This is a genomic window from Niveispirillum sp. KHB5.9, from assembly GCF_048066115.1.
GTDB lineage: Bacteria > Pseudomonadota > Alphaproteobacteria > Azospirillales > Azospirillaceae > Niveispirillum.
In genome coordinates this window covers 202,255-226,237 of sequence record NZ_JBLTYX010000007.1, presented here as the reverse complement: position 1 = coordinate 226,237, position 23,983 = coordinate 202,255, and the positions used below count along the sequence as shown (strand labels likewise).

Sequence of the window (23,983 nt, the reverse complement as noted above, 5' to 3'; positions counted from 1 at the left end):
CTGGTCTTTCCGTTATCACAGAGTGCAGAGACGATGGCTTACCGGATTCAGGGCGAGACGGGTGAATGGGAAGTGGTGATCGGGCTGGAGGTCCATGCCCAGGTCATCTCCAATGCCAAGCTGTTCAGCGGGGCCGCCACGGCCTTCGGTGCGGCCCCCAACAGCCAAGTCAGCTTCGTCGATGCCGGCTTCCCCGGCATGCTGCCCGTGATCAACGAGTTCTGCGTGCAGCAGGCGGTCAAGACCGGCCTGGGCCTGAAGGCGCAGATCAACCTGCGCAGCGTCTTCGACCGCAAGAACTATTTCTATGCCGATCTGCCCTCGGGATATCAGATCAGCCAGTTCAAGCAGCCCATCGTGGGCGAGGGCACGATCATCCTGGATCTGGCCGACGGCGTGACGCGCGAGGTCGGGATCGAGCGGCTGCATCTGGAAATGGATGCCGGCAAGTCGATGCATGACCAGCATCCGTCCAAGACCTATGTCGATCTGAACCGGGCCGGCGTGGCGCTGATGGAGATCGTGTCCAAGCCCGACATGCGCAGCCCGGAAGAGGCGGTGGCCTATGTGCGTAAGCTGCGCACCATCGTCCGCTATCTGGAAACCTGCGACGGCAACATGGATGAAGGCTCCATGCGCTGCGACATCAACGTGTCGGTGCGCCGTCCGGGCGGCCCGCTGGGCACGCGCACGGAGACCAAGAACGTCAATTCCATGCGCTTCATGCATGCGGTGATCGAGTATGAGGCCCAGCGCCAGATCGAGCTGATCGAGGAAGGCGGCGTGGTCGTGCAGGAAACCCGCCTGTGGGACACGGCCAAGGGCGTCACCCGCTCCATGCGCAGCAAGGAAGAGGCGCATGATTACCGGTATTTCCCCGATCCCGATCTGCTGCCGCTGGTGATCGAGCAGGAACTGGTCGATCAGATCAAGGCCAGCCTGCCGGAACTGCCCGACGACAAGAAGGCGCGGTTCATGGAGCAGTACAAGCTGCCGGTGTACGATGCCGGCGTGCTGGTGGCGGAAAAGGCGCGTGGCGATTTCTATGAGGAAGTGGCCAAGGGCCGCGATCCGAAGGCCGCCGCCAATCTGGTCATCGGCGACCTGTTGGGTGCCTTGAACAAGACCGGCAAGGACATCACCGAATCGCCGATCTCCACCGCCGATCTGGGTGGGTTGCTGGATCTGGTGGCCGACAACACCATCTCCGGCCGTCTGGCCAAGGATGTGTTCGCGCTGATGCTGGAGACGGGCAAGTCGGCCATCGCCATCGTCGATGAGAAGGGCCTGCGTCAGGTCACCGATACCGGCGCCATCGACGCCGTCATCGCCCAGGTGATGGAAGCCAACCCCGACAAGGTGGCCGAATACCGGTCCGGCAAGGACAAGCTATTCGGCTTCTTTGTGGGGCAGGTGATGAAGGCCAGCCAGGGCAAGGCCAACCCGGCCATGGTGAACGACATCCTGGCGGTCAAGCTGAAGGGCTGAACCGGTTGGGGTTTGTGATGAAAAGGCCGTCGGGGCGACCCGGCGGCCTTTTTTATTGCGTTCGTTGCCGATACCGTGCCGCCAGCCAGGTGCAGACCAGCAGCTGGATCTGGTGGAAGATCATGATGGGCAGGATGATCAGGCCCACCTGCGCCACGGGGAACAGCACGCTGGCCATGGGCACGCCCGACACCAGGCTTTTCTTCGATCCGCAGAAGACCAGGACGATCCGGTCCTCGCGGCTGAAACCCAGCAGTTTTCCGGCCAGCATCGTCACATACATCACGATGCCCAGCAGCACGGCACTGACCACGATGATGGCGATCAGGTCGCGCAGATCGACCTTGTGCCACAGCCCCTCCACCACCGCGGCGCTGAAGGCCGAATAGACCACCAGCAGGATCGATCCCCGGTCGGTGTAGGAGATGGTCTGCTTATGCTTCTGCACGAAGCGCCCGATCAGTGGCCGGGCCAGATGCCCCGCCACGAAGGGCACCAGCAATTGCAGGATGATCGCCTCCAGCGCCCCCAGCGACACGCCGGCCTGACCATCTGTCTGCATCAGCAGCCCGACCAGCAGCGGGGTGACGAAGATGCCCAGCAGGTTGGATGCCGAGGCTGAACAGATCGCCGCCGGCACATTGCCGCCGGAGATGGAGACAAACGCGATGGAGCTTTGCACCGTCGATGGCAGCAGGCAGAGATAAAGGATGCCCGCGGCGATGACGGGGGAGATCAGCCCCGGTGACAGCAGGCCCGTGGCCAGCCCCAGCAGCGGGAACAGCACGAAGGTGCAGGCCAGCACGCTCAGGTGCAGCCGCCAATGGCCCATGCCGGCCAGGATGGCCTCGCGCGACAGCTTGGCGCCATGGAAGAAGAACAGCAGCGCGATGGCCACGTCGGCGACGATATCGACCCAATGCGCCACCGGCCCCTGAGCCGGAAACAGGGCCGCCAGCCCCACCGTGGCCAGCAGGGCCATCAGGAACGGGTCGATCACGGCGCTGAAGAATTGCTTCATGGGACGGGTCTTCCATGGGGGGCAGGGGGGCAGTATGCCCGTCGCCTGTGCGTGCAGGGCACCCCCTCATTCCACCGGTGTGCCTTGCCCTGCGCGCAAAAGAAAGGCGCCGGAGATTGCCCCCGGCGCCCCAATCCCATCGGCCCCTGTTTGGACCGTAATCAGCTGGCGGCGTCGCCCGTCACCAGCTTGGCGATCTGCTTGGCCCAGCGGCGGCTGAACCGGTCCGCGTCGCCATAGATCGTGTAGGCGTTGATATTGTCGGGAAACGGCAGGCCCATGTCGGCATCGGCGATGACGGCGACGATCTGGCCCGTCTGGCTGTCGGTCAGCGTCGCCTGGAAGGCGGCGCGGCCCACGGCATAGACGCGGTCGACGGTGCCGCCGCCGCGCGCCTTCTCCGCATGGAAGGACCGGTTGGGCACATAATCGGTGAAGGTGATGGAAAGCTTCAGCACGCCCGGACCCGGCGCCGTCACCAGTGCCGACCCCAGCGTGTCCTTCAGCTGCTTTTCCATATATTCGAACGCATGGTCGCGCTCGCGCACCGACACCAGCACCTCATCGAAGCGGCGCTCGATGGCGGTATCCATGGGGGCCAGGATCACCTTGCCGTAGCTGGCGAGGTTGACGCCCGGCTTCACGAATACCTTGTCGAGATTGGCATGGTCCTGCTCCGTCAGGCCCTCGGTCGGGAGCGGCGGGGCCTTCTTGGAGGGGATGCCGTCCCAGGCGCTTTCGCCGGCACCGGCAGTGCCGGCGGCCAGAACCATCAGGGACAGGCCGACGATGCCGGCCAGCAGGCCGGCCTTGAACCCCATGCCCTCCGCCTGGATCGCGGGCGATTCAGCGAGTGCAATGGACTTTCCATGTCCGAACATGTTGTCGAACTCCATAAGACAGGGCGCGGGTGGAAGTCTCCCCCCCGTGCGGAACCGCGTTCTTGCGGCGGATCGCCGGACCGCCCCCGTTCCGGCATGTCCCGGACAGAGGCCGGGATCACTTTTTAAGAATGGTATGTCGCAGCGCCGTTGACAAGCCCGCTCCGTGCCACTAAACACCCCTCTCACCGAAGCGACCCCGGCAAAACCGGTCGTCGCGAACGGTTCGGAGGGGTGGCCGAGCGGCTGAAGGCAACGGTTTGCTAAACCGTCATACCGGGAAACTGGTATCGTGGGTTCGAATCCCATCCCCTCCGCCAGCATCCAAAAGGCCGGTAACCTTCGGGTTGCCGGCCTTTTTGCATTCCACCGGGGGGCTTCACGCCTGTTTCCCCGTCCCCTGTCCATGGAACCGGATATAGGCACAGAACATGTCGGCCATCGCGTCGGCATAGGCCGCGATCTCCTCCGCACTGCGCGGTGACTGGGAGAATTGCTTTCCCAGGGCACTCATCGTGCCGTTGATCAGATCACACACCGTCTCGGTGATGGCTTGCGGGGCCTCGGGTAGGGCCTCCTTCAGGAAAGTTTCCATGGCCACATCGCTGCCGGCGCGCACCTCCCGCGCTTCGGGGGCGGTGCGATAAAGCGGCGCGGTATCGTTCAGCGCCACCCGCACCGCGGCCTCGTCACATTCCGATCGGATGAAGGCATGGACCAGGGCGCGCAGCCGGTCGAGTGGCGGCCTGTTCCGGTCGCCCAGGATGCCGCGCAGCATCCCCGTCGTCTGGCGCCATTCGTTGGTCTGAAGCCGGAACAGGATCGCCGCCTTGTTGGGGAAATACTGGTAGAGCGAGCCGACACTGACCCCGGCCTTTTCCGCCACCCGTGCGGTGGTGAAACGCTGCGCCCCCTCCTTGGCAAGAACCTGAACAGCGGCTTCCAGAATGGCGGCGACAAGGTCCGCCGACCGGGCCTGCTTGGGCTGCTTTCGTGAGGAAATCCGGGCACTTGGCGGGTTGGCCATTACAGACTCCGGCAATGCGATTAGGAAACGCGACGAAGTATTCGTATTTTTAAGCCCGGCGCAAGACGCGTCGGTTCTGTACCGGAGACACTTATGAACAGCCTGACCGCAACGCCGCTGGCGACCCTTCTGGACCGTCTGTTCCAGGAGGCGGAAGCGGCGACAAGCCCCGCATTCGAAGGGGTCTCCCGTGAGGAGCGGGAGCGCCTGATGCGCAGCAAGACCGAATATCTCGACCTTTACGGCCGCCTGAAGGATCTGTGGTTGCCGGTATCGCGGGAGACGGGGGTGCTGCTGTACCTGCTGGCCCGGTCCATGCGGGCGCGCACCATCGTGGAGTTCGGCACCTCCTTCGGCATTTCCACCCTGCATCTGGCGGCGGCACTGCGCGACAATGGCGGCGGCCGGCTGATCACCAGCGAGTTCGAGCCGACAAAGGTCGCCGGTGCCCGCCGCAACCTGACGGAGGGCGGCCTGATCGATCTGGTCGACATCCGCGAGGGTGACGCGCTGACCACCTTGAGCACCGATCTGCCGGAGACGGTTGATCTGCTGCTGCTGGACGGGGCAAAGGCGCTCTATCCCGATATCCTGGATCTGGTGGCGCCGCGGCTGCGGCCCGGTGCCCTGATCGTCGCCGATAATGCCGATTACAGTCCGGACTATCTGGGCCGTGTCCGTTCGCCTGATGGCGGCTACATGTCCGTGGCGTTTGCCGGAGACGTGGAGCTTTCCATGCGGATCGGCTGAGGGGAGTGGGCGACCGCCGGGCGGGAACCGTTGCGTGCAAAGGCGTGACGGGCTATCTTCCCGGCTGGTCGGCAGTTCCCCAGGCGTCGCCGTTCCCATCCGGGAAAGCTAAACCTGCCATCGCGAATCACCATTCACGATCCTTACCCGTTTTCCCTTCCATCGACCGACCGCTTTTCCGAAAGCCGTGCCAGGTCGGAAGCCGGCGACCACCGACATCCCTCAAAAGGATCGGCACGACAGAGGGAACAGCCATGTCCATGTCGATTGCTGAACACACGGTCGCCACCGCGCGCGGCCTTATCCATTATGCCGATGCGGGCGAAGGCCCGGCTGTCCTGTCCCTGCACGGGGCCATGGGCGGGGTGGACCAGGGGATGATCCTGGCCCGTGTCACCGGGGCCGATGCCGGTCGTATCATCGCACCCGCCCGGCCGGGCTATCCCGGCACGCCGCTGGCGTCCGGCACCACGCCGGAGGCACAGGCCGATCTCTATGCCGCCCTGCTGGACCATCTGGGGCTGGACCGGGTGGCAGTCATCGCCGTGTCGGGCGGCGGTGCCTCGGCCCTGATGTTCGCGCTGCGCCATCCGGGGCGGTGCCGGGCGCTGGTGCTGGTCTCCACCTGTGCGGGGCCGGAACCGATGCCGATTCCGCCGGGTTTCCGGCTGATGTGCATGCTGGCCCGGTGGCCTGCCTTCGTGGGCTGGATGCGGCGGCGGGCGTTGAAGAACCCGGATCGTATCTCCACCCGGTCCATCCCCGACGCGGGGCAGCGGCAGGCGCTGCTGTCCGATCCGCTGGCCATGCCGCTTTATCGCGAACTGCGGGCCGGGATGTTCGCTGGTCTGGCGGAACGGCTGCCGGGGACGGAGAACGATATCGGCGTGACCAGGGTGCGGCGCTTCGCCCTGGCGGAGATCGCCGTGCCCACGCTGGTGGTGCATGGCACGCGCGATCCGTTGCTGCCCTATGAACGGCACGGGGCGGAACTGGCCCGGCGTATCGCGGGGGCGGAGCTGTTGACGGTGGAAGGCGGCGGCCATGCCGCTATCTTCACCCACCGTCAGCAGGTTGCCGCAAGGGTCGGGGCGTTCCTGCGGCTTCTGTAGTCAAGCTGCTGCGGTCTGCGCCGCCGCCTTCTTGCCCATGGTCGGGCACAGCAGGGCGGCGCCCAGGCACAGCAGGCCCGCCACATAGAAGGCCGGCAGGTAGCTGTCGAGTGCGGTGCGCGACCAGCCACCGCCGAAGGCGGCGCAGGCGGCACCCAGCTGGTGGCCGGCGAAAACCCAGCCGAACACCATGCCGGCCTTTTCCCGCCCGAACCGCTCCGCCGTCAGCTTGACGGTGGGCGGCACGGTGGCTACCCAGTCCAGGCCATAGAAGATGGCGAAGATCGACAGGCCGTAGAAGGTGAAGTCCGAATAGGGCAGGTAGAGCAGTGACAGGCCGCGCAAGCCGTAATACCAGAACAAGAGCCAGCGGTTATCGTACCGGTCGGACAGCCAGCCCGACAGGATGGTGCCGATGAAATCGAAGATGCCGATCACCGCCAGCATGCCGGCCGCCTGTACCGCGGGGATGCCGAAATCCACGCAGAGCGGGATCATATGCACCTGGATCAGGCCGTTGGTGCTGGCCCCACAGACGAAGAAGGTGGCGAACAGGATCCAGAACACGCGGGTCTTCGCCGCCTCGCGCAGCGTGTCGATGGCGGCGAAAGCGACGGAACCGGCGGGTGGCGGTGGGGCCGGTTCCGGTGCCCCCGGTTCCTCTCCATATGCCCGCAGGCCGATATCGCCCGGCCGGTCGCGCATCAGCAGCAGCATGCCGGTGGCGGCCACGGTGATCAGCACACAGATCATGCCCAGCGCCGTACGCCAGCCGATCTCCTGCGCCAGCCACGCCATCAGCGGGATGAAGATCAACTGGCCGGTGGCGGTGCTGGCGGTCAGCAGGCCGATGACCAGCCCGCGCCGATGGGTGAACCAGCGGGTGGCGATGGTCGCCCCCATGACCAGGGCGGTCATGCCCGTGCCGATGCCGATGACCACGCCCCAGAGCAGCATCAGCTGCCAGAGCTGGCTCATGGCCAGCGACAGGATCATGCCGACATTGATGACGGTGAGCGAGGTCAGCGCCATGCGCCGCACCCCGAACCGGTTGATCAACGCTGCCGCGAACGGCCCCATCAGGCCGAACAGCACCAGCCGCACAGCCAGCGCCGCCGAAATCTCCGACGCGGTCCAGCCGAATTCCTGCTGCAAGGGCAGAATCAGCACGCCGGGTGCACCCAGCGCGCCGGCCACGGTCAGGCTGGTCAGGAAACTGGTGGCCACCACCACCCAGCCATAATGAATGCCACGTGCGGCCAGCCTGGCCGCCAAACGATCGGAAATCGTCAACCCCGCCCCCTTCGCCGGCCGCAAGGGGCTGGCTTTCATGATGAGCATAATGATAAGTTATTCATGATGAGTATCATCAAAACCGTCAAGCGGGATTGGTGGCGTTTTTGGGGGAGGTGGGTTGTGCGTGTGTCGAAGCAGAAGGTGGGGGAACATCGCGATGCCATTCTGGTGGCGGCGTCCCGGCTGTTCCGCGCGCGCGGGTTCGACAAGGTGGGGGTGGCGGAGGTGACGCAGGCCGCCGGCCTGACCCATGGCGGCTTCTACGGCCATTTCGCGTCGAAGGAGGCTTTGGCGGCGGAGGTGTGCGACCTCAGTTTCGGCAATGCCGTGCGCCGGGTGCAGGCATCGGCCAGCCTGGAGGATTATATCGACTATTACGCCTCCACCGAGCATCGCGACCGCGAGGGGCCGTGCCCGATGGTGGCGCTGGGCACCGACGTGTCACGGTTGAGCGGGCCGGTACGCGCACATTTCTCCGCGGGCGTGGCGCGCTATGTGGCGGCGCTGCGGGCCTTCATGCCGGAAGATGACAAGCTGGCGGAGGGCAGGGCATCGGCCCTGGTCTCCATCCTGGTCGGCGGCCTGTCGCTGGCCCGTGCCCTGGCGGCCAGCGATCCGGCCTTGTCGGAGAGCATCCTGGACGGGGTGCGGGCGCAGGCGAAGGGGTTGGTGAAGACACATGCGTAGGTCAGGTCGAGCGGAGCGAGCCCTGACAGGATTGCTTTAAGCCTTATCAGTCAGGGCTCGCTCCGCTCGACCCGACCTACGGCTTTCCCCTCAATGCGCCAGCAGCAGTGGTAGCGTGGTCTGGTTCAGCATGGCGCGGGTCACGCCACCCAGGATCAGTTCGCGCAGCCGCGAATGGCCATAGCCGCCCATGACCAGCAGATCGGCCCCCAACTCCGCGCAGCTTTCCTGAAGCTGCACCGCCACGCCGCCGGGGCCCGACAGCTTGTGATAGCGGGCGGGAATGCCGTGCCAGGCCAGATAATCGACGACGGGTGCCGCTTCGTCCGCGTCGGTGCGCAGCGTGTCCACACCCAGCACGTGCACGGCATCGGCCTTGGTCAGCAGCGGCATGGACAGGGCCAGCGCGCGCGCACTTTGCGTGCGGCCGTTCCAGGCGATGGCCACCGTGCGGCCCAGCATGGCCGGCGGGGCCTCCGGCGCGACCAGCAGCGGCCGTCCACCCTCCAGCAGCGATGCCTCCAGCCCGACCAGCACGGCCGTCCGATCCTCTTTCGCCACCGACGGGAAGACGGTGACGTCGGACAGGCGGGCGGTGGTAGCCATGATGTCTTCCGTCACGCCGGCCGCTTCGGCGAAACAGCCGCTGACCCGGTCGCTGCCCGGCGGACGGTCGCAATAGATGCCGCCGGCCGCCAGCAGGGCCGCGTCCAGATGCGTGCGGGCCTTGTCGGCATGGGCCTTGTTCTCCTGCTCCAGCGATTTCAGCAGATCCTGGATCAGGGCGCCGGACAGGCCTTCGCCCACCATCGGCATGACGTCGCGTGGATCGGCGCGCAGATAGAGGGCGGAAACATTGCCCTTGGCCGGTGCCGCCAGCAGCAGCGCCGATGCCAGGGCTGCCGCGTCGCGCGGGCCGCCCGTGACGAAACAGGTGATCTTGCGGAAAGCCATGACCGGTCCCCCTTCTGCCGTTCCGCGGCCATCGCCGCCAGGAATGCCTGACCCAGGATCACGCCACACGCGCACCGGGTCATTGACTTGGATCACCCGGTACCAAGTCCATCATAACAGATCGGTGGGAGGATTGTTGCCTGGAAGGTGTACGGCACCCACCAAGCCAACGGCCATCCATATGGCCGTTGGAGGTCGGCGACCGCCGGCCCGCCGCACGTGCGGCGTAAGCCAAGCCGCCGGATGGCGGCGCCCGGCGACTGAGGGAACAAAATTAACTGAACAGGCGCGCGAAGAAGCCCTTGGGCTTGGGGGGAACCTTGGTGACGACCTTGGCGGCCGCATAGGTCTTGCCCTGGATATATTCGGTGCGGAACCGTTCGAAATCCTCCTTGCGGCCGAACTTGAACAGGACCTTCAGGACATTGGCCCGCATGCCGGTATCCACGCTCATCTCTTCCTGCATGCCCAGGAATTCCAGGGCCCACAAACCCTTGATGTTGGCGTTGATCCAGTCTTCCGCCTTTTCCATGTCGCCACGATTCTTGAACTTCATCGTGGTTTCAAAGCTGTAGCTGCTCATATGTCGGGCCCTCAATCAAACAGGTGCGACAGCACGACAAGCACGACGATGACGCCGATCAGCGTCAGCACCGGGTTGTTGCGCACGAAATCATTCAACTGACCCAGCACGGCTGGTCCCACGATCGGGGAAGCATCCGCTGGACCGGCAGCCGCAGCAGCCGGTTCCGTCTCCCGCGGCGGGGGCAGAGCGGCGCCGGCACCGGCGATGCGATCCTCCAGTGCCGCCAGGCGCGCTTCGATACGGTCCAGGCGGGAGGTTTCCACCGTGGGGTCGGGTTGCGGGGTCAGGATTTCGTCACTCATCGCGCCAGCCGCCTGTCATTGTGCATATTGTTGCCATACCGGCGGCCAAGATAAACGTTTCGCAACCGCGATAGGAAGGGGCGGCGCGCCACCCCATCCGAGCGAGATAGGCCATTCGTGCCGCTTCTGACTGAAGGGAGTAGCCCTTGATCAACCACACACTTCGCCGCCTGCCGGCCGCCCTTGCCCTGGCGCTGGCCGTTTCCGGCTGCGCCATCGGCCAGGACGGGCCGCCCAGCACGCCGGTTCCGTTGCTGGAGGAAGCGAAGGCGCCGGTGCGGGCGGGGGAGCTGGTCTGGCGCGGCACGCTGCATCTGCGCGATGCGAACCCGGATTTCGGCGGCCTGTCCAGCCTGCGTGTCAGCCCGGATGGCAGCCAGTTCGTCGCCATCAGCGACCGGGGCAAGCGTATCGCCGGCCGCCTGTCCTATGATCGCGACGGCAACCTGGCCGGGGCCGGGGGGTACAGTGTCAATCAGCTGCTGAATGACGAGGGCAGGCCGCTGCCCACCCTGTTCAACGATACGGAGGGGCTGGCCCTGATCGGGCAGTGGCCCGGCGATGGCTGGGCCGTGTCGATGGAACGCCGCCATTCCATCCTGCGCTACCCGCCGGCCTTGGCCGGGTCGGCGGCCACGATGCTGGACGTGCCGGCCGGCTTCGCCGATCTGCCCTTCAATTCAGGCATCGAAACGCTGCTGTCGCTGCCCGACGGCCGCCTGCTGGCCATTGCGGAAGGGGAGGAAAAGGACGGGCGCCACCGCGCCTGGGTGGGCGGTCCCGATGCCTGGACGGAATTCGCCTATCAGGCCCTGCCGCCCTTCCTGCCGGTGGATGCGGCCCGCCTGCCCGATGGTGGCATCCTGGTGCTAGAGCGTCGGGTCGGGCTGATGGGCGGCTGGGGCAGCCGCATCCTGCATGTGCCCGCCGCCGACCTGGCCAAGGCGCTGGTGCCGGGCGGGGTGATGGTGGGGCAGGAGATCGCCCGGCTGGCGGCACCGATGGCGACGGAGAATTACGAAGGGATCGACGCCCGCCCCCTGGCTGGGGGCGGGGTCACCATCTATCTGGTTGCCGATAACAATTTCAAACCGATCATCCAGCGGACGTTGCTGACCCTGTTCGAATGGCGGCCGGGAAAATGACGGTGGTGGATCACTCCACCACGCGCACCTTCACGTAAGAACCCGGCGCCGGCTCGATGGCCTTCAGCTTGCCCTCGCCGGGCGTGCGGGCCGGGACCTTGGGGCCGGTATATTTCTGCACCCACTTGCTGTATTCCGGCCACCAGCTGCCTTCCACCTGCTTGGCACCGGCCAGCCACTGCTCGGGGTCCTTGGGCAGCTTGGTGTTCAGGAAATGGCTGTATTTGTTGGCCGACGGCGGATTGACCACGCCGGCGATATGGCCCGATGCCGCCAGCACGAACTTCACCGGCCCGCCATAGAGCTGGGTGGCGGCATAGGTGGATTTCCACGGCGTGATATGGTCCTCACGCGTCGACAGCATGAAGGTCGGGACCTTGATCTTGCCCAGGTCGATCTCCGCGCCTTTCAGTGTCAGGGCGCAAGGCTGCACCAGCAGATTCCGCTGATACATGTTGCGCAGATAGAAGCTGTGCATCGCCGCCGGCATGCGGGTGGCATCGGAGTTCCAGTAGAGCAGGTCGAACGGGAACGGGTCCTTGCCCAGCAGGTAGTTATTGACCACGAACGACCAGATCAGGTCGTTGGCGCGCAGCATGTTGAAGGTGGTCGCCATGGACTGCCCGTTCAGGTAGCCCTGGCTGTTCATCTTCTCTTCCAATGCCGCCAGCTGTTCCTCGTCAATGAAGACGGAAAGTTCGCCCGGCTCGGTGAAGTCGGTCAGCGTCACCAGATACATGACGCTCTTCACCCGATCGTCGCCCGTCTCGGCCATATAGGCGAGCGTGGAGGCAGTCAGCGTGCCGCCGATGCAATAGCCAACCAGATTGACCTCTTTCTCCCCCGTCGCCTGTTCGATGGCGTCGATGGCGGCAAGCGGCCCCAGCGTCATGTAATCTTCCCAGGTCTTGGTGGACAGCTGTTCATCCGGATTGACCCAGGAGATGATGAAGACCGTGTGTCCCTGGTCGCACAGCCATTTCACCAGCGAATTGGCCGGGCGCAGATCCAGGATATAAAACTTGTTGATCCAGGGCGGCACGATCAGCAGCGGGCGCTTGTTCTGCTGTTCCGTCGTCGGATTGTACTGGATCAGCTGCATCAGCTCGTTCTGGTAGATCACCTGGCCCGGCGTGGCCGCGATGTTGGTGCCCACCTCGAACTTCTTGTAATCGGTCATGGAAATGGCGAGCTGGCCCTTGCCGCGCTCCAGGTCGCCCAGCAGGTTCTCCAGCCCCTTCACCAGATTCTCGCCGCCCGATTCCATCGTGGCGCGCAGCACCTCCGGATTGGTCATCACGAAGTTGCTGGGTGCCATCGCGTCCACGAACTGGCGGGTATAGAAATCCACCTTCTTGGCGGTCTTGGCATCCATGCCCTCCACCTCGTGCACGGTGGATTGCAGCCAGCGGGCCGTCAGCAGGTAGGACTGCTTGATATAGTCGAACAGGGCGTTCTCATCCCAGGCGCTGTCCTTGAAGCGCTTGTCCTCGCGCGCCGGGGCGACCACGGGGGCGGCCTCCTGGCCCAGCAGGCGCTGGGTCGTACGCTGCCACAGGGACATGTAATCCTGCCACAGCGACATCTGCGCCTGCATCAGCTTGGCCGGGTCGGCCATCATCCGGGCCGTCATCTCCATGAAGGCGGCGCCGATATGCATCATGCCCTGGGAGGCGCCGGCATCGCCGCCGCCATTCTGCCGTTGCAGGAAATCCGACACCAGCCGCTGGCTCTGTTCGGCGATGCGCGCCATGTTGCGGGACATCTCAACCGGATCGGGGATCTTGATCTCGGGGGCTTGCGGCTCGGCCATGCTGATTTCCTTGAAACTCGTTTCCTAAGGCGCGAGGGACATGCCGATTCTGTGCCGTCCGGGGAGGAGGCGTCGGCTGTTGTCCAGGTCGGTACCCGCATGCCAGCCTGTCCGATGGCGGTATCGCGGGCGGGTTGCCGTCCCGCTTTTTTTCATACACGATCCGCCCATGATTTTCACCGCTGCATACGTATCGCCCCGACACTTCGCCGCACTGGCCGTTCTGGCCCTGCTGGGACTGTCGGGTTGCGCCCAGGTTCCCGTGCCCGACATCGTGTTCGATGATGGTCCGGCACCGGCCAAACCGTCGGAGATCACCGACGCCGATCCCGTCAACGCCCTGACCGGCGCCCGGCCCATCCGCCGCGCCGATCCCACACTGAAGGGCAAGGCCAACCTGGGGACCGTGCCGCCCCGGCCGGAACAATTCTCCAGCCCGATCGAGCGGCAGGCCCTGATGGACCGGTTGCAGGGCGATCGCGACAGCGGTCAGGCGGAAGGCGACGCGCTGCGCAACCGCCCCACCGACCCGCGCGGCCGGGCGGAAGACATTCCCGACGTGCCGGAAGCCCCGCCGGAAGTGCCGCAGGCCCTGCCGCGGCCCGAGGGGAATTAGGCACGCATGCCCAAGATGACGGGGTGATGTCCCCCGCCATCCCTATCGCTCATGGCTGAATGGCGAACGCTTCGCGCAAATTCATGTCGCGGGGGGCTGTTGCGGTGCGCTACATATTTCGCCCCTTTCATTTTCAACCCGGTGCCCAGGTCCATGAGCGACACTGAATTCCACCGCATCAAGCGGCTTCCGCCCTATGTCTTCGCTGAAGTGAATGCGATGAAGGCGCGAGCTAGGGCCGCCGCGGAGGATATCATCGACCTCGGCATGGGCAATCCGGACCAGCCGACGCCGCCGCACATCGTCGCGAAGATGATCGAGGCGGTGCAGAACCCCAAGACGCACCGCTATAGCCAGAGCCGCGGCATCCCCGGCCTGCGCAAGGCGATCAGCGCCTATTACAAGCGCCGCTTCGATGTCGATATCGACCCGGAGACCGAGGCGATCGTCACCATCGGTTCCAAGGAAGGCCTGGCCAATCTGGCCCAAGCCATCACCAGCCCTGGCGACGTGATCCTGGTGCCCAATCCCAGCTATCCGATCCATCCGTTCGGCTTCATGCTGGCCGGTGCCGCCCTGCGCCATATCCCCGTGAATAACGGCCTGGACGATTTCGTGCCGGCCCTGGAACGGGCGATCAAGCATTCGGTGCCCAAGCCCACCGCCCTGATCGTCAGCTTCCCCGCCAACCCGACCGGGCAGACGGTGACGTTGGATTTCTACCGGCCGATCGTGGATCTGTGCCTGAAGCACGGCATCTACATCCTGTCCGACATCGCCTATGCCGAGATCTATTTCGACGGCAATCCGCCGCCGTCGGTGCTGCAGATCCCCGAGGCGCGCGACATCACGGTGGAATTCAACAGCCTGTCCAAGACCTACAATATGCCGGGCTGGCGTGTGGGTTTCGGCGTGGGGTCGAAGAAGCTGGTCGGCGCGCTGGCCAAGTTCAAATCCTATGTGGATTACGGCGCCTTCACGCCGATCCAGGTGGCGGCCACCGCCGCCCTGAACGGCCCGCAGGATTGCGTGCTGGAAATCCGCGAGATGTACAAGCAGCGCCGCGACGTGCTGATCAAGGGCCTGCATGCGGCCGGCTGGATGGTGCCCAGCCCCAACGCGTCGATGTTCGTCTGGGCGGAAATTCCGGAGCCGTTCAAGCATCTGGGCAGCCTGGAATTCGCCAAGGTGATGATGCAGGAGGCCAAGGTGGCCGTCAGCCCCGGCATCGGCTTTGGCGAATATGGCGACAGCCATGTGCGCTTCGGTCTGGTGGAAAACACCCAGCGCATCCGTCAGGCCACCAACAATATCAAGATCTTCCTGGACAAGGCGCGCAAGGTCAACGCGCCCATCACGTCCGAACCCGCTGTTGCTGAGTGAGGATCCAGACTAATGGTTGATGGCAAACCCTTGCGCATCGGCGTCGCCGGCCTTGGAACGGTCGGCGGCGGGGTCCTGAAGGTGGTTTCGGCCAATGCCGAACTGCTGGCCAAGCGGGCCGGCCGCCCCATCCAGGTGGTGGCCGTTTCCGCCCGCGACCGTACCCGTGACCGTGGCGTCGACCTTTCCGGCGTGCGCTGGTACGAGAATGCCGCCGATCTGGCCGTGGACGACGATGTCGACGTGTTTGTCGAACTGATCGGCGGGTCCGACGGCATCGCCAAGCAGGCGGTGGAAGCAGCCCTGGCCGCCGGCAAGCATGTGGTCACCGCCAACAAGGCGCTGCTGGCCCATCATGGTGCCGCCCTGGCCGCCAAGGCCGAGAATGCCGGGTTGACCCTGGCGTTCGAGGCGGCGGTGGCCGGCGGCATTCCCGCCATCAAGGGCCTGCGCGAGGGTTTGGCCGCCAACAATATCCGTGAGATCCACGGCATCCTGAACGGCACCTGCAATTACATCCTGACGGAGATGCGGACCACGGGCCGCGACTTCGCCGATGTGCTGGCCGATGCCCAGCGCCTGGGCTATGCCGAGGCCGACCCGTCCTTCGACGTGGACGGGGTGGACGCGGCGCACAAGCTGGCGGTGCTGACCGCCGTGGCCTTCGGCGCGCATGTCGATTTCAAGTCGGTGCATATCGAGGGCATCCGCCACGTTTCGGCCCTCGACATCAACTATGCCCAGGAACTGGGTTACCGCATCCGCCTGCTGGGTATCGCCCGCAAGACGGATGCCGGGATCGAACAGCGCGTGCATCCCTGCATGGTGCCGATCAACAGCCCGATCGGCGCTACCGACGGCGTGTTCAACGCCGTGGTTGCCGATGGCGATTTCGTGGACAAGGTGGTGCTGGTCGGCCGTGGCGCGGGGGCCGGGCCGACGGCATCCGCCGTCGTCGCCGACCTGCTGGACATTGCGCGCGGCCGTTCCACGCCGACCTTTGGCGTGCCGGCGGGTGAACTGGAGCCGGCCAAGGCCTCGCCGATCAGCAACCGTCGTGGCCGTTACTATGTGCGCCTGATGGTCGTGGACCGTCCGGGCGTGATCGCCGACATCGCCGCGACCTTGCGTGACCAGAACGTCTCCATGGAAGCTTTTCTGCAGCGCGGCCGTGCGCCGGGCGAGGCGGTGCCCGTGGTCTGGACGACGCACGACACGGACGAGGCGGCCATGCAGCAGGCGCTCGCCTCCATCGCGTCCCTGGACAGCGTTATGGAGCCGCCGCGCATGATCCGCATCGAGGATTTCTGATACACACTCAACCCAGGAACGGCGCGGAAAAAGACGCCGATCTCAGCAATAGGGGAACGATATGAGTGACAAGAGCAATCCGAAGGGCGATTTCTCCCTGGTTATGGACCGCAACCTGGCGCTGGAGGTTGTCCGCGTCACGGAAGCTGCCGCCCTTTCGGCTTCCCTGCTGATGGGCCGTGGCGACGAGAAGGCCGCCGATCAGGCCGCCGTGGACGCGATGCGCAAGGCCTTGAACAGCCTGTCCATCGACGGCACCGTCGTTATCGGCGAGGGAGAGCGCGACGAAGCCCCGATGCTCTATATCGGGGAAAAGGTCGGCACCGGCCATGGCCCCAAGATCGACATCGCCCTGGACCCGCTGGAAGGCACGACGATCTGCGCCAAGGGTGGCCCCAACGCCCTGGCCGTCATCGCGATGGCCGAAGCCGGCGGTTTCCTGAACGCGCCGGACGTCTATATGGACAAGATCGCCGTGGGCGGTGGCCTGCCGGGCGGCGTCGTCGACCTGGATGAGAAGGTCGAGACCAACCTGCGCAACCTGGCCCTGGCCAAGGGTGCGGACGTGTCGGAACTGGTGGTCTGCATCCTGGACCGCCCGCGCCATGCCGAACTGATCGCCCGCGTGCGTGAGGCCGGTGCGCGCATCATGCTGATCGGCGATGGTGACGTGTCGGGCGTGATCGCCACGGCCCAGCCGGCCGCCGGTATCGACCTGTACATGGGTTCTGGCGGTGCGCCGGAGGGTGTGCTGGCCGCTGCCGCCCTGCGCTGCATCGGCGGGCAGTTCCAGGGCCGCCTGATCTTCCGCAACGATGCCGAGCGTGAGCGCGCCAAGCGCTGGGGCGTCACCGACCTGGACAAGAAGTACAGCCTGTACGATCTGGCCAAGGGCGACGTGATGTTCTGCGCCACCGGCGTGACCACCGGTCCCATGCTGGGCGGCGTGCGTCGCTTCCCCGGCGGCGCCATCACCCATTCCGTGGTGATGCGCTCCAAGTCCGGCACGGTGCGCTATGTCGAGGCGCACCATAATTTCCGCACCAAGACCAGCATCATCCCGGAAGCCAAGCGGTAATTCCGCTTTCTTCGCTGGCTGTAATTTATCGTCATCCCGGCGAAAGCCGGGACCCAGGGGCCACAGGAAATCACCTCTACGCCGCGTCCACCGACGCTGCTGACAGGTTTGATCCTCTGGCCCCTGGGTCCCGGCTTTCGCCGGGATGACGTTTTATGGCTATATCGTTTCATCGCTTCAGATACGGCCACTCCCCATGACCATCCCCGCCTTCCTCGGCGTTGAAAGCTCCCTGACCGGTCGCCGCTGGAAGGCCCGCAATAGCGATGACCGGCTGGCGCTGGCCTTGTCGCAGGCGCACGGATTGCCCGAACTGGTGGGCCGCCTGCTGGCGGGCCGGGGTGTGTCGGTAGAGGAGGCGGAGCGGTTCCTGGCGCCCACCCTGCGCGCCTTCATGCCCGACCCGTCGGTGCTGCGCGACATGGACAAGGCCGCCGACCGCGTGGCCCGCGCCATCCGCGACGGGGAGAATGTGGCGGTCTTCGGCGATTACGACGTGGATGGCGCCACCTCCACCGCGCTGTTGAACCGGTTCTTCCGGGCGCTGGGGCGGAACCTGCGTGTCTATATTCCCGACCGGATCGAGGAAGGGTACGGCCCCAACCTGCCGGCGCTGCTGAAGCTGAAGGAAGAGGGGATCGGGCTGGTGGTCACCGTCGATTGCGGTGTGACCAGCTTCGACCCGCTGCATGGCGCCGTGGCCGCAGGTTTGGAGGTGGTGGTGGTCGACCATCACAAGGCCGAACCACGCCTGCCGGAGGTCACCGCCATCGTCAATCCCAACCGCATGGACGAGCCGGCGGGGGGACCCTTGTCCAACCTGGCGGCGGTGGGTGTCACCTTCCTGTTGATCGTGGCGGTGAACCGGCTGCTGCGCACCGGCGGTTTCTACAGTAATGGGCGGAATGAGCCCGACCTGATGTCCTGGCTGGATATCGTGGCGCTGGGCACGGTCTGCGATGTGGTGCCGCTGGTCGGCCTGAACCGCGCCTTCGTGGCCCAGGGTCTGCGCATCATGGGCAAGCGGGCCAATATCGGCATCTCCGCCCTGGCCGATGTGGCGGGCGTGAACGAGGCGATGGATGCCTATCATGCCGGCTATATCATCGGACCGCGGGTCAATGCCGGCGGGCGGGTGGGGCGGGCCGATCTGGGGACAAGGCTGCTGGCCACGGAGTCGGTGGCCGAAGCCGCCGATCTGGCCAAGGAACTGCACGCCTTCAACGCCGAACGCCGTGCCATCGAGGCATCGGTGTTGGAGGAAGCTGTCTCTCTCATGGAAACCATCGTCGATGAGAGCCCGGAACTGGTGCTGGCGGTGGGTGAGGGCTGGCATCCCGGTGTCATCGGCATCGTCGCCTCGCGCCTGAAGGACCGGTACAACCGCCCGGCCTGTGTCGTGGCGCTGGACGGAATGGTGGGCAAGGCGTCGGGCCGGTCGGTGCGCGGGGTCGATCTGGGTTCGGCCATCATCGCCGCGCGTCAGGCGGGTCTGCTGGTGGCCGGCGGCGGGCACGCCATGGCGGCGGGCTTCACTGTGGAGCGCGAGAAGATCGACGATCTGCGCGCCTTCCTGCGCGAGCGTATCGCCCGGCAGCTGGAAGATATTGGCCCGCTGGTGCCGTCCCTGTCGCTGGACGGGGCGATTTCCGTGCGGGCGGTGAATGCCGACCTGATGCGGCATCTGGAAAAGCTCGCACCCTATGGCACCGGCAATGCCGAACCGCGCTTCGCCGTTTCCGACGCCCGCATCGTCAAGGCCGATGTGGTGGGGGGGGAGGGCAAGCATGTGCGCTGCATCCTGACCGGTGCCGACGGTAGTCGCCTGAAATCCATCGCCTTTCGTGCCATGGACAGCGACCTGGGCCCGGCCTTGCTGCAAAGCGGGGGGCGGCCCATGCATCTGGCCGGCACCCTGCGGCCCGACCGCTGGAACGGCAATGACGGGGTACAGTTGTTGATTGATGACGCGGCCATTTCCGGCAACGCCGGATAAAGAAACAGGCCGTGACAATTCATACGTCCGACACCCGTCTTTCATAAATTATTACCAAATCATTAAAGACAGTCACCCGTGCATATCTTATAGTCCTGTATCGCCCGTTTGCCGCTTGCATGATCACTGCCGGGGCAGGGCGGTCGCGTTGGGCTTTAAGCGGGGCGATCGGTGTCATGAATGTGCGCGTGGCGGGTGCGCCGGCTGAAAGGCCGGAAGCGGGGAAAGGCAAGGAAACGGCGGTAGCACCGCCCGAGCCGACCTCCGCCGTCGCCAAGCTGCAGGCGCATTTCGAGCAACTGGACGAGGCATCGCTGCTGCGAGTGGCCCGTGCGGTGGAATTGGCCCGCGCCGCCGAGCGCCGGGACCCGACCGATGAACAGATCCTGGAAACGCTGCGCCCGCGCCTGCGCAACCTGCGCCCGAACCGCGTGCCCACCTTCCAGCGTTCCGTCTGCGTGGCAGTGGAGATATTCCTCTATGACGGCGACCTGCATGAGGAAAAGCGCAAGGCGTCGCTGGCGCGCCTGGTGCTGAACCCCTGGTGGCGGGTGCTGATGGGATCGCCCCATCGCGGACCGCTGGCGGCCCTGGAGGCCGAGTATGGCAAGGCGGTGCGGGAACAGCGCTGGACCGATCTGGTCACCATTGCCGACCAGGGGGTGTGGGCGGCGGCCCAGGCCACAAACATCCTGCTGGACGAGGCGCAGAAATCCTACGGACGGCGCGGGGAACTTGCTTCCATCCTGGGCAGCGACCGCGCGCTGGAGGACATGAAGGAGATGGGGGTGCTGCTGGCACTCCATGCCCAACTGACGCCGGCGCTGGACCGCGTGCGCCGTGTGGCGGGGGTGGAAGGCGGGGGCCGCATCTATGACTTCACCCCGGCCGCGGTGGTGGCGGCGCGGACGGCCTATCTGAACGTCCATGACCGCGGCGCCGATCTGGTCGAGTATTTCTTCTTCGGGCTGATGACCATGCTGGTGCAGCCGTTCCAGGCCCTGCGTCTGGTCCGCATGCTGTCGCAGGACATGAGCCATGTGTCGGGCAACCATCCGGCTAAACTGATTCCCGCCAAGCTGTTCTCCGACCTGACCCGCACCCTGTCGGAGATCGGGCGGGCCGCCGGCGGGCCCGTCATGGCGCGGCGTGTCTGGCTGTTGACCTGCGCCCGGCTGGTGTCCGACGCACAGTTGATGATCAAGGGTCTGTCGGAAGAGGTTCAAGTGGAACCGAATCCGGAATGGCAGAAGCTGCTGACGGAGGCACGGAGCCGCGTCATGCAGGCCGTCGACGGGTTCCTGCTGGCGGCGCTGCAGGACGTCGCACTGGTCCTGCCGGTGAAGCAGTTGCAGGAGAAGAAGGGATCAGAGGTCCGGCTGGAACCCGACATGGCCCATATCTCCACGGAGGAGGAGGACGGCATCGCCCAGGCCGCCACCGTGCTGTTCACCGCCGTGAAGAAGCTGATGGAACAGGAAGGCCAGGACCGGCTGATGCGGTCCAAGGAGGCGGACCTGGAGCAGCGGCTGGAGATCGGGATCAATTTCCGCGTCGAATATCTGCGTGCCCGGCCCAAGCATGCCGTGGCCCTGGCCCATCTGCGTAGCGTGCAGAAGGTGCTGAAGGGCCTGCCGTCGCTGAACATCATCCGCGACCTGGAATATCGTGTCGAACGCACGCTGGATCGCTACAAGAATTGATCGCGGTTCCGGGCGGCATGGGCGTTATGCACTTTCTTGAAAAAAAGTGCTTGAACGGCCCGGCCGGTCCGGCTAATTAACCGCCCACCGAAGACGTCCCCATCGTCTAGAGGCCTAGGACACCAGCCTTTCACGTTGGTAACACGGGTTCGAATCCCGTTGGGGACGCCACCTTCCAAGAGACGAATTCTTGGGTTCCGGTGGCGGTGCCGGATGGATGACTTGAGCACCATTTGGCGGATACGGAAAAAGCCCCGCGCCGAAAGGCCGGGGCTTTTTCGTTGCCGACATTGCATTGTTTTATCAACTCAAGGGATTGATCATGCGTTCGATGGATGGACAGCGCAGCGACAACCGGCCCCTGAAGCGCAACGACGACGAAAAGCGTCGCGCCCTGTTGCAGCTGGAAGCCGCCTATGCCGCCCTGGGTCCCAAGCCGACGCCGGGCCTGAAGGAAACCATGGCGGAGCGCATCCGCGCCCTGAAGGCCGAAATCGCCGAAGGGGCGAACCGGCCGCCGCGCCGCGGATAAGCGGGCGGTACAGACGCTGAACGAGGGCGGGCATCGCGATGGCGGTGCCCGCCCTTTTCTTTTGACGGCATAAAGCGCCGTTATACCCCGTGATTGTGCCTTGCGCCTGCTGCCGGCCGGGTCCACGCTCAGCCGGTCGCACTGAGGGGCAACGATGTCGCGCATCGCGTCGATCTGGACAGGTTTGCTTAAGGCTGGCGCGCTGGCGCTGGTTCTGGCCCTGTTCGGCTTCGCCACCGCATCCGCCCATGATATGCAAACGGATCATCGCAACGGCGTGACCGTGGCCACGCACCATGCCGACCCGGCGCCATCCGTCCTCGTCGCCGCTACCGGCTGCCACCAGCACCTGTCCGCATCGGCCGATCATGCCCATCCCGCCCAAGGGGACGGGGCGGGCGGTGATTGCTGCAAGGATATCTGTGCCTGCGGCTGTGCGATGACCTGTACGGCCCATCTGCATATCGGCCTGTCGGGTATCATGGCCGTGGTGCTGCCGGTACCGGCAGCACCGCTGTTGCCGGGCCGGGCCATCGATCCTGCCGGCCTGACGACACCACCCGATCCGCGCCCACCGCTTTCCATCTGATCCGAACCGACACAGCGCCCGTGTGCCCCTGGCCACCGGTGCCTCTGCTGCTTCGTCAGATGGAATCATCCCATGAAAATCCTGTCGCGCCTGTCCCTGGCGGCGATCCTGTTCCTGGCCCCGGTCCTGCCGGCCGCCGCCCATGAGGGGCATGACCATGGCGCTCCCGAAATCGCCCCGGCGCCCACCGCTGTGCCGACGCTGGAGGCCGATGGCGGCGATGTGCAGCTTGTCGCCTTGCTCCAGAGCGGCAACCTGACCCTCTATATCGACCGCCTGTCCGACAACAGCCCGGTGACCAGGGCCGAGGTGACCCTGTCCGCCGATGGCGGCAAGCCGGTCACGGCGACGCCGTCCCCGGACGGCACCTATCGCGCCGCCGCCCCCTGGGCCACGCCGGGCGATCATGCGTTGAACCTGACCGTCACCGGTGATGGTGTGGCCGACCTGCTGGTCGGCACGCTGACCGTGCCGACACCTGCCGCGACGCTGGTGTCATCCGCCGGCGGGGTGTCGCTGGCCCTGGCCGCCGGCGCTTTCCTGGCCGGGCTGGTCCTGGGGGCAGGGCTGCTGGCCTGGCGGTCGCGCCGGGCGGGCCTGGCCGTGCTGTTGCTGGCCTTTCTGGCGGTGCCTGCGACCCGTGTGCTGGCGCATGAGGGGCATGATCATGGCACGCCCGCCCCGGAACCGGTGGCCGGCAACAGCCCCAAGCGCCTGGCCGATGGCAGCCTGTTCGTGCCCAAGGCGACGCAGCGTCTGCTGTCCATCCGCACCACGGCACTGGCGCCCGGTTCGGTGACGCCGGTGGCCGGCCTGACGGGCCGGGTCATCGCCGATCCCAACCGGTCGGGGCGTGTGCAGGCCCCGCAATCCGGCCGTCTGATGCCGCCCGATGGCGGCTTCCCGCTGCCCGGCACGCGGGTGAAGGCCAGCGACGTGCTGGCCTATGTCGAACTGGTGCTGCGGGCCGAGGATGGCAGCGGCATCAATGAACAGCTGGCCGGTCTGGACAAGGATATCCGTTTGGCCCAGCAGCAATGGAACCGCCTGTCCAACCTGAAGGGTGCTGTCGCCCAGGCGGAGATCGATGATGCCCGCGCCACGCTGGACGGATTGACCCGCCAGCGCGAGGCCCTGTCGCGTGCCATCGCCAAACGTGCGCCCCTGACCGCCCCCATCGACGGGGTGATCACCACCAGCAACGCCGTCACCGGCCTGATGATCGAGGATCGCGACGTCACACTGGTGTTCGAGATCACGGAACCGGGGGCGGTGCTGGTCGAGGCGATAGGCTTTGGGGAACCGCCGCCGGTGGGTGCCAAGGTCACCGCCAGCCTGCATGGCAACGCCATCCCGCTGTCGCTGGTCGGGCAGGGGGTTGGTGTCGCACCGGGTTCCACCCGCCTGCTGCTGCGCCCCCTTCCCGGTGCCTTTGGCGAGCGGGTGCCGGCCCTGGGCACCCTGCTGAACCTGTCCCTGCCGGCCGGTGCGGCGGTGGAGGGGCTGCTGCTGCCCCGCGACGCGCTGGTGCGTGGTGCCGATGGATTGCCGGCCGTGCTGGTGCATGAGGGGGCGCAGCGTTTCGTGCCGCGCACGGTGCGGGTGGAGCCGGCCGGTGCCGGTTCCGTCCGCCTGCTGGCGGGGGTGGAGGCGGGGTCCCGCATCGTGGTGCGGGGTGCCTCCCTGCTGGCCCAGATCCGATAGGGGGCGGGC

22 protein-coding genes and 2 tRNA genes are annotated in these 23,983 nt (G+C 65.7%); 16 read left to right on the top strand and 8 right to left on the bottom strand.

Annotation, left to right across the window (positions count from 1 at the left end):
- The first annotated feature begins 33 nt into the window (after nt 1-33).
- On the top strand, nt 34-1,488 hold the full coding sequence (gene gatB / locus ACM9HJ_RS14545) for an Asp-tRNA(Asn)/Glu-tRNA(Gln) amidotransferase subunit GatB (RefSeq protein ID WP_416572457.1): 1,455 nt from the start codon (nt 34-36) through the stop codon (nt 1,486-1,488).
- 52 nt (nt 1,489-1,540) lie between these two features.
- On the opposite strand, the gene ACM9HJ_RS14540 is transcribed toward gatB, so the two are convergent.
- The gene (locus tag ACM9HJ_RS14540; protein WP_416572456.1) at nt 1,541-2,509 is read right to left on the bottom strand and encodes a bile acid:sodium symporter family protein; all 969 of its coding nucleotides are present in this window, start codon (nt 2,507-2,509) and stop codon (nt 1,541-1,543) included.
- Nucleotides 2,510-2,670: 161 nt separating this feature from the next.
- Nucleotides 2,671-3,390, bottom strand: coding sequence for a DUF3313 family protein (locus ACM9HJ_RS14535; RefSeq protein ID WP_416572455.1), 720 nt, complete (start codon nt 3,388-3,390; stop codon nt 2,671-2,673).
- 228 nt (nt 3,391-3,618) lie between these two features.
- Between ACM9HJ_RS14535 and ACM9HJ_RS14530 the strand changes: the two genes are divergently transcribed.
- A tRNA-Ser gene (locus ACM9HJ_RS14530) sits at nt 3,619-3,710 on the top strand.
- Nucleotides 3,711-3,769: 59 nt separating this feature from the next.
- Here ACM9HJ_RS14530 and ACM9HJ_RS14525 read toward each other — a convergent pair.
- Nucleotides 3,770-4,417 carry a TetR family transcriptional regulator gene (locus ACM9HJ_RS14525; protein WP_416572454.1) on the bottom strand — a complete coding sequence of 216 codons (648 nt, stop codon included), beginning with the start codon at nt 4,415-4,417 and terminating at the stop codon, nt 3,770-3,772.
- A gap of 93 nt (nt 4,418-4,510) precedes the next feature.
- On the opposite strand from ACM9HJ_RS14525, the gene ACM9HJ_RS14520 reads away from it, so the two are divergent.
- Nucleotides 4,511-5,167, top strand: coding sequence for an O-methyltransferase (locus tag ACM9HJ_RS14520; protein WP_416572453.1), 657 nt, complete (start codon nt 4,511-4,513; stop codon nt 5,165-5,167).
- 260 nt (nt 5,168-5,427) lie between these two features.
- Nucleotides 5,428-6,279: an alpha/beta fold hydrolase gene (locus tag ACM9HJ_RS14515; protein ID WP_416572452.1), complete on the top strand. Its 852-nt coding sequence runs from the start codon at nt 5,428-5,430 to the stop codon at nt 6,277-6,279.
- On the opposite strand, the gene ACM9HJ_RS14510 is transcribed toward ACM9HJ_RS14515, so the two are convergent.
- Nucleotides 6,280-7,572 (bottom strand): MFS transporter, encoded by a 1,293-nt coding sequence (locus tag ACM9HJ_RS14510; protein WP_416572451.1) that lies wholly within the window; start codon nt 7,570-7,572, stop codon nt 6,280-6,282.
- Nucleotides 7,573-7,695: 123 nt separating this feature from the next.
- On the opposite strand from ACM9HJ_RS14510, the gene ACM9HJ_RS14505 reads away from it, so the two are divergent.
- Nucleotides 7,696-8,262 (top strand): TetR/AcrR family transcriptional regulator, encoded by a 567-nt coding sequence (locus tag ACM9HJ_RS14505; protein ID WP_416572450.1) that lies wholly within the window; start codon nt 7,696-7,698, stop codon nt 8,260-8,262.
- 90 nt (nt 8,263-8,352) lie between these two features.
- On the opposite strand, the gene ACM9HJ_RS14500 is transcribed toward ACM9HJ_RS14505, so the two are convergent.
- From ACM9HJ_RS14500 to ACM9HJ_RS14490, 3 genes are all read right to left on the bottom strand, one after another.
- A complete protein-coding gene (locus ACM9HJ_RS14500) occupies nt 8,353-9,216 on the bottom strand; it encodes a universal stress protein (RefSeq protein WP_416572449.1) in 864 nt (287 codons plus the stop codon).
- A 274-nt stretch (nt 9,217-9,490) separates the two neighbouring features.
- Nucleotides 9,491-9,772, bottom strand: a complete 282-nt coding sequence (locus ACM9HJ_RS14495; protein WP_416572448.1) for a hypothetical protein — start codon at nt 9,770-9,772, stop codon at nt 9,491-9,493.
- A 38-nt stretch (nt 9,773-9,810) separates the two neighbouring features.
- Nucleotides 9,811-10,104 (bottom strand): hypothetical protein, encoded by a 294-nt coding sequence (locus ACM9HJ_RS14490; RefSeq protein WP_416572447.1) that lies wholly within the window; start codon nt 10,102-10,104, stop codon nt 9,811-9,813.
- 146 nt (nt 10,105-10,250) lie between these two features.
- On the opposite strand from ACM9HJ_RS14490, the gene ACM9HJ_RS14485 reads away from it, so the two are divergent.
- On the top strand, nt 10,251-11,249 hold the full coding sequence (locus ACM9HJ_RS14485) for an esterase-like activity of phytase family protein (RefSeq protein ID WP_416572446.1): 999 nt from the start codon (nt 10,251-10,253) through the stop codon (nt 11,247-11,249).
- A gap of 10 nt (nt 11,250-11,259) precedes the next feature.
- Here the strand turns inward: ACM9HJ_RS14485 and ACM9HJ_RS14480 are convergent, their stop codons facing one another.
- Nucleotides 11,260-13,062: a PHA/PHB synthase family protein gene (locus tag ACM9HJ_RS14480; protein WP_416572445.1), complete on the bottom strand. Its 1,803-nt coding sequence runs from the start codon at nt 13,060-13,062 to the stop codon at nt 11,260-11,262.
- 169 nt (nt 13,063-13,231) lie between these two features.
- Between ACM9HJ_RS14480 and ACM9HJ_RS14475 the strand changes: the two genes are divergently transcribed.
- From ACM9HJ_RS14475 to ACM9HJ_RS14430, 10 genes are all read left to right on the top strand, one after another.
- Nucleotides 13,232-13,678: a hypothetical protein gene (locus ACM9HJ_RS14475; protein ID WP_416572444.1), complete on the top strand. Its 447-nt coding sequence runs from the start codon at nt 13,232-13,234 to the stop codon at nt 13,676-13,678.
- Between the two features lie 153 nt (nt 13,679-13,831).
- Nucleotides 13,832-15,061, top strand: coding sequence for an LL-diaminopimelate aminotransferase (locus ACM9HJ_RS14470; RefSeq protein ID WP_416572443.1), 1,230 nt, complete (start codon nt 13,832-13,834; stop codon nt 15,059-15,061).
- A gap of 12 nt (nt 15,062-15,073) precedes the next feature.
- Nucleotides 15,074-16,372: a homoserine dehydrogenase gene (locus ACM9HJ_RS14465; RefSeq protein WP_416572442.1), complete on the top strand. Its 1,299-nt coding sequence runs from the start codon at nt 15,074-15,076 to the stop codon at nt 16,370-16,372.
- A 103-nt stretch (nt 16,373-16,475) separates the two neighbouring features.
- Nucleotides 16,476-17,450, top strand: a complete 975-nt coding sequence (gene glpX / locus ACM9HJ_RS14460; protein WP_416572507.1) for a class II fructose-bisphosphatase — start codon at nt 16,476-16,478, stop codon at nt 17,448-17,450.
- Between the two features lie 196 nt (nt 17,451-17,646).
- Entirely contained in the window at nt 17,647-19,446 is a 1,800-nt protein-coding gene (gene recJ, locus ACM9HJ_RS14455) for a single-stranded-DNA-specific exonuclease RecJ (protein ID WP_416572441.1), read from the top strand.
- Nucleotides 19,447-19,622: 176 nt separating this feature from the next.
- Nucleotides 19,623-21,149, top strand: coding sequence for a hypothetical protein (locus tag ACM9HJ_RS14450; RefSeq protein ID WP_416572440.1), 1,527 nt, complete (start codon nt 19,623-19,625; stop codon nt 21,147-21,149).
- A 95-nt stretch (nt 21,150-21,244) separates the two neighbouring features.
- A tRNA-Glu gene (locus tag ACM9HJ_RS14445) sits at nt 21,245-21,320 on the top strand.
- 151 nt (nt 21,321-21,471) lie between these two features.
- On the top strand, nt 21,472-21,681 hold the full coding sequence (locus ACM9HJ_RS14440; RefSeq protein ID WP_416572439.1) for a hypothetical protein: 210 nt from the start codon (nt 21,472-21,474) through the stop codon (nt 21,679-21,681).
- A gap of 154 nt (nt 21,682-21,835) precedes the next feature.
- Nucleotides 21,836-22,270 carry a hypothetical protein gene (locus ACM9HJ_RS14435; RefSeq protein ID WP_416572438.1) on the top strand — a complete coding sequence of 145 codons (435 nt, stop codon included), beginning with the start codon at nt 21,836-21,838 and terminating at the stop codon, nt 22,268-22,270.
- A 72-nt stretch (nt 22,271-22,342) separates the two neighbouring features.
- Nucleotides 22,343-23,974: an efflux RND transporter periplasmic adaptor subunit gene (locus tag ACM9HJ_RS14430; protein WP_416572437.1), complete on the top strand. Its 1,632-nt coding sequence runs from the start codon at nt 22,343-22,345 to the stop codon at nt 23,972-23,974.
- Nucleotides 23,975-23,983: the final 9 nt, after the last annotated feature.

Excerpts from the sequence above, each read along its gene's own strand:
- glpX (WP_416572507.1), top strand. The coding sequence starts at position 16,476 with ATGGACCGCAACCTGGCGCTGGAGGTTGTCCGCGTCACGGAAGCTGCC.
- ACM9HJ_RS14475 (WP_416572444.1), top strand. The coding sequence starts at position 13,232 with ATGATTTTCACCGCTGCATACGTATCGCCCCGACACTTCGCCGCACTG.
- ACM9HJ_RS14490 (WP_416572447.1), bottom strand. The coding sequence starts at position 10,104 with ATGAGTGACGAAATCCTGACCCCGCAACCCGACCCCACGGTGGAAACC.
- ACM9HJ_RS14480 (WP_416572445.1), bottom strand. The coding sequence starts at position 13,062 with ATGGCCGAGCCGCAAGCCCCCGAGATCAAGATCCCCGATCCGGTTGAG.
- ACM9HJ_RS14540 (WP_416572456.1), bottom strand. The coding sequence starts at position 2,509 with ATGAAGCAATTCTTCAGCGCCGTGATCGACCCGTTCCTGATGGCCCTG.
- ACM9HJ_RS14520 (WP_416572453.1), top strand. The coding sequence starts at position 4,511 with ATGAACAGCCTGACCGCAACGCCGCTGGCGACCCTTCTGGACCGTCTG.
- ACM9HJ_RS14450 (WP_416572440.1), top strand. The coding sequence starts at position 19,623 with ATGAATGTGCGCGTGGCGGGTGCGCCGGCTGAAAGGCCGGAAGCGGGG.
- ACM9HJ_RS14535 (WP_416572455.1), bottom strand. The coding sequence starts at position 3,390 with ATGTTCGGACATGGAAAGTCCATTGCACTCGCTGAATCGCCCGCGATC.
- ACM9HJ_RS14430 (WP_416572437.1), top strand. The coding sequence starts at position 22,343 with ATGAAAATCCTGTCGCGCCTGTCCCTGGCGGCGATCCTGTTCCTGGCC.
- recJ (WP_416572441.1), top strand. The coding sequence starts at position 17,647 with ATGACCATCCCCGCCTTCCTCGGCGTTGAAAGCTCCCTGACCGGTCGC.
- gatB (WP_416572457.1), top strand. The coding sequence starts at position 34 with ATGGCTTACCGGATTCAGGGCGAGACGGGTGAATGGGAAGTGGTGATC.
- ACM9HJ_RS14435 (WP_416572438.1), top strand. The coding sequence starts at position 21,836 with ATGTCGCGCATCGCGTCGATCTGGACAGGTTTGCTTAAGGCTGGCGCG.
- ACM9HJ_RS14495 (WP_416572448.1), bottom strand. The coding sequence starts at position 9,772 with ATGAAGTTCAAGAATCGTGGCGACATGGAAAAGGCGGAAGACTGGATC.
- ACM9HJ_RS14440 (WP_416572439.1), top strand. The coding sequence starts at position 21,472 with ATGCGTTCGATGGATGGACAGCGCAGCGACAACCGGCCCCTGAAGCGC.
- ACM9HJ_RS14515 (WP_416572452.1), top strand. The coding sequence starts at position 5,428 with ATGTCGATTGCTGAACACACGGTCGCCACCGCGCGCGGCCTTATCCAT.
- ACM9HJ_RS14465 (WP_416572442.1), top strand. The coding sequence starts at position 15,074 with ATGGTTGATGGCAAACCCTTGCGCATCGGCGTCGCCGGCCTTGGAACG.
- ACM9HJ_RS14525 (WP_416572454.1), bottom strand. The coding sequence starts at position 4,417 with ATGGCCAACCCGCCAAGTGCCCGGATTTCCTCACGAAAGCAGCCCAAG.
- ACM9HJ_RS14470 (WP_416572443.1), top strand. The coding sequence starts at position 13,832 with ATGAGCGACACTGAATTCCACCGCATCAAGCGGCTTCCGCCCTATGTC.
- ACM9HJ_RS14500 (WP_416572449.1), bottom strand. The coding sequence starts at position 9,216 with ATGGCTTTCCGCAAGATCACCTGTTTCGTCACGGGCGGCCCGCGCGAC.